At 41.6% G+C, this 2,384-nt stretch carries 3 protein-coding genes and 1 pseudogene; 1 reads left to right on the forward strand and 3 read right to left on the reverse strand.

Going from position 1 to position 2,384, the window contains the following annotated elements:
- Positions 1-101: 101 nt before the first annotated feature.
- From cas2 to LC574_RS35955, 3 genes and pseudogenes are all read right to left on the reverse strand, one after another.
- Positions 102-395, reverse strand: a complete 294-nt coding sequence (cas2, locus tag LC574_RS35945; RefSeq protein ID WP_229458394.1) for a CRISPR-associated endonuclease Cas2 — start codon at positions 393-395, stop codon at positions 102-104.
- A gap of 25 nt (positions 396-420) precedes the next feature.
- Positions 421-1,371, reverse strand: a pseudogene (gene cas1d, locus LC574_RS35950) (type I-D CRISPR-associated endonuclease Cas1d); the annotation flags it as partial.
- A gap of 18 nt (positions 1,372-1,389) precedes the next feature.
- Positions 1,390-2,136, reverse strand: a complete 747-nt coding sequence (locus LC574_RS35955; RefSeq protein ID WP_229458396.1) for a DUF3667 domain-containing protein — start codon at positions 2,134-2,136, stop codon at positions 1,390-1,392.
- Positions 2,137-2,169: 33 nt separating this feature from the next.
- Here LC574_RS35955 and LC574_RS35960 point away from each other — a divergent pair, with 33 nt between their 5' ends.
- On the forward strand, positions 2,170-2,319 hold the full coding sequence (locus LC574_RS35960) for a hypothetical protein (protein WP_229458397.1): 150 nt from the start codon (positions 2,170-2,172) through the stop codon (positions 2,317-2,319).
- Positions 2,320-2,384 lie beyond the last annotated feature (65 nt).

Here is a 2,384-nt window from a genome sequence, read left to right on the forward strand (position 1 = left end):
ACGCTGTATTTATTCATTTGTCAAGGTTCTGGCGATTTTGGCAGATCCCCCAGGGTTTTAGCCCCCGCTTTGACTTGCCAATCATCAAGCTGATTACATAATCATAAGACTATTGTTTGCTCTTGTCGAGGGATTTCTGAGCCGTATGTAATTGTTCGTTTGATTGCGCCCGCATCAAGTATATACAATCGTACCGAATCCTCTTGAGGGTTAACCAGTTTTTCTATCTTGGTTTGGAGGGTAGCAAATTGGATCGCGGTTAAAAAACACTCAAAAACGCTGTATTGTGTCCATTTTCCGTACCCAGACAACATTTTATGTAAGCGAGTGCGACGTTTATTTGCAGCTCTGTTATCAGGCAGATCATAAATAATCAAATAAAACAGGGTAGTCATTGTCAAATTTTTGCATAAATGATAATTAACGTAAAGCTAAAGCTTTATATGGAATCCCTTCTTGTAAATGGCGGCCCAATAACCGAGCTTGTAATTCAATCGCTCGTCTATAAGTGCATCTGTACTCAAAAACAGGATGCTTAAATTCATCATTCATTTTGCGCTCGAATGCCTGTAAGAAAGTTTTTCTGGCAGTATCCTTCAGACGATATGCACCTAAACTTTCGTTAAAATCATCAGGTTGAATTTCATGTTTATGCAATACAGTTAACACTACATTGTCAGCGATCAATGAGCGAAACTCTTCCATGAGATCCAGCACCATTGCGGGCTGACCATGATGGACTTCGTGTAAGTAACCAATATAAGGATCTAACCCAGCAACATGAACCGCAGCTGTTACTTGAACTCGCAGCAAACCGTAGGCAAAACTGAGCAACGAGTTCACTGGGTCAGTAGGCGGACGACGATTTCGACCAGTAAATGTCCACTGTTTTCCAACCATCCGTGGCCAGCAAGCAAAATATTCTCGTGCAGCTAAACCTTCAATTCCTCTGACCTGATCTATGGTCTTTTGGCTTTTGACAAGACTTTTACGTTCTTTGAGAGGATTATCTCGCTCATTATGACGATATAAAACCTGATATTGATTGTGGATTTTCGCTACTACAATCGTTTTGACTAATTCTAAACGTCCGACGGGATCGCTATATAGTTTATATTGTGCTAATCGCAATTGACCATTGCGCGAATAACCAGGAAGTGCAGAACCCAGATATTTACCAAAGCTAGAAAGATAGTGAACAGGCATACCTAATTCCAAAGCATAAACTAGAGCATCTCCTGTGACTTGAGGGTTGCCCATCAAGACAACTTGTTCAACAGTTTGGGCTGCAACAGTCTGTTTTTTCCAAGAACCATCTGATTGTTTGAGGGCAACGTTAAAAGCTTCATAATTCTTACTCAAAACGGCATCAGCCTGAGTTACTTCTGATCAATGAGGAAGGTGATTAATTATTCCCATGATGATACCGACTACAACGGAAAGGAACATAATGGATGCAGGTACCATAAAACTTCTGATCAGCAGAGCCTTTTTTGAATAACCCGACTTGGAGAAGAACTGGTAATAAAACCAGATGGTGTAAACGAACACAAAGACTTCAATGCCCAGGTAATAAATTAACAGCAGGCCTTTCAGGTTGGTATAAAATATAGTGATCACGGTAAACGCCAGCGAGACAATCATCTCGACCGCGGCCTTGTAAGAATTAAGTACCAGGTGTTCTGCATAATTAAACTTTGCTTTTCTGAACCAGAACATACTGAAAAGCGACGTGATAGGTATGGTAATGAGCAAAACCAGCTTTGGATAGTGACTTGCAAATGCCTCGAGTTCACTAACGGTTTTTTTACTGGATTCCGACATTAAATCAGCCAGTTTAATATGAGTATATGGTCCGAGCAGGCCGGATATACCTAAAACGAGCAGGATCAGCGTGATAAAGTTAAAATACCCCACCCGTTTACCCAGCACATAGCCGCGAACGCTGTTGCCGGGATTGACAAACAGTTCTTTGAGGGTATACAAAATACCTTTGTCCACATGCCACACGCCATGAATGAAGTCGTGCGTAATGAAATGTTTCAGAGAGTAACGGTGCGTGCTGGAGGTCTGGCCACAATGGCCGCAATACTTTTGTGATACCTCGTTCCCACAATTCAGGCAATTGGCTTCCATCTTATTTTATTGACTGGGCGATTAACTTTGTTTTTGAGCGAAGACTCTCGTCCAATTAGCCAAGCGAAATGGCGGGAAATTATTGGAAAGGATCCAGACCGCCTTATCCAACAATCGCCTCTACATTTTCTTCTAGATGTAGAAACACCAAAAGGTGCCATAAGAGCAACTAATGACCAATGACTAATGACTCTTGAGTTTTTGGTAGATAGCTCATTCCCCGATCAAATGATTTGAGGTTGCCAGCT

This window comes from Nostoc sp. CHAB 5715 (assembly GCF_020829685.1).
Taxonomy (GTDB): Bacteria; Cyanobacteriota; Cyanobacteriia; order Cyanobacteriales; family Nostocaceae; genus Nostoc.

Bases quoted from the DNA above. Each gene is read 5' to 3' on its own strand.
- cas2 (WP_229458394.1), bottom strand. From the start codon at position 395: ATGACTACCCTGTTTTATTTGATTATTTATGATCTGCCTGATAACAGA.
- LC574_RS35955 (WP_229458396.1), bottom strand. From the start codon at position 2,136: ATGGAAGCCAATTGCCTGAATTGTGGGAACGAGGTATCACAAAAGTAT.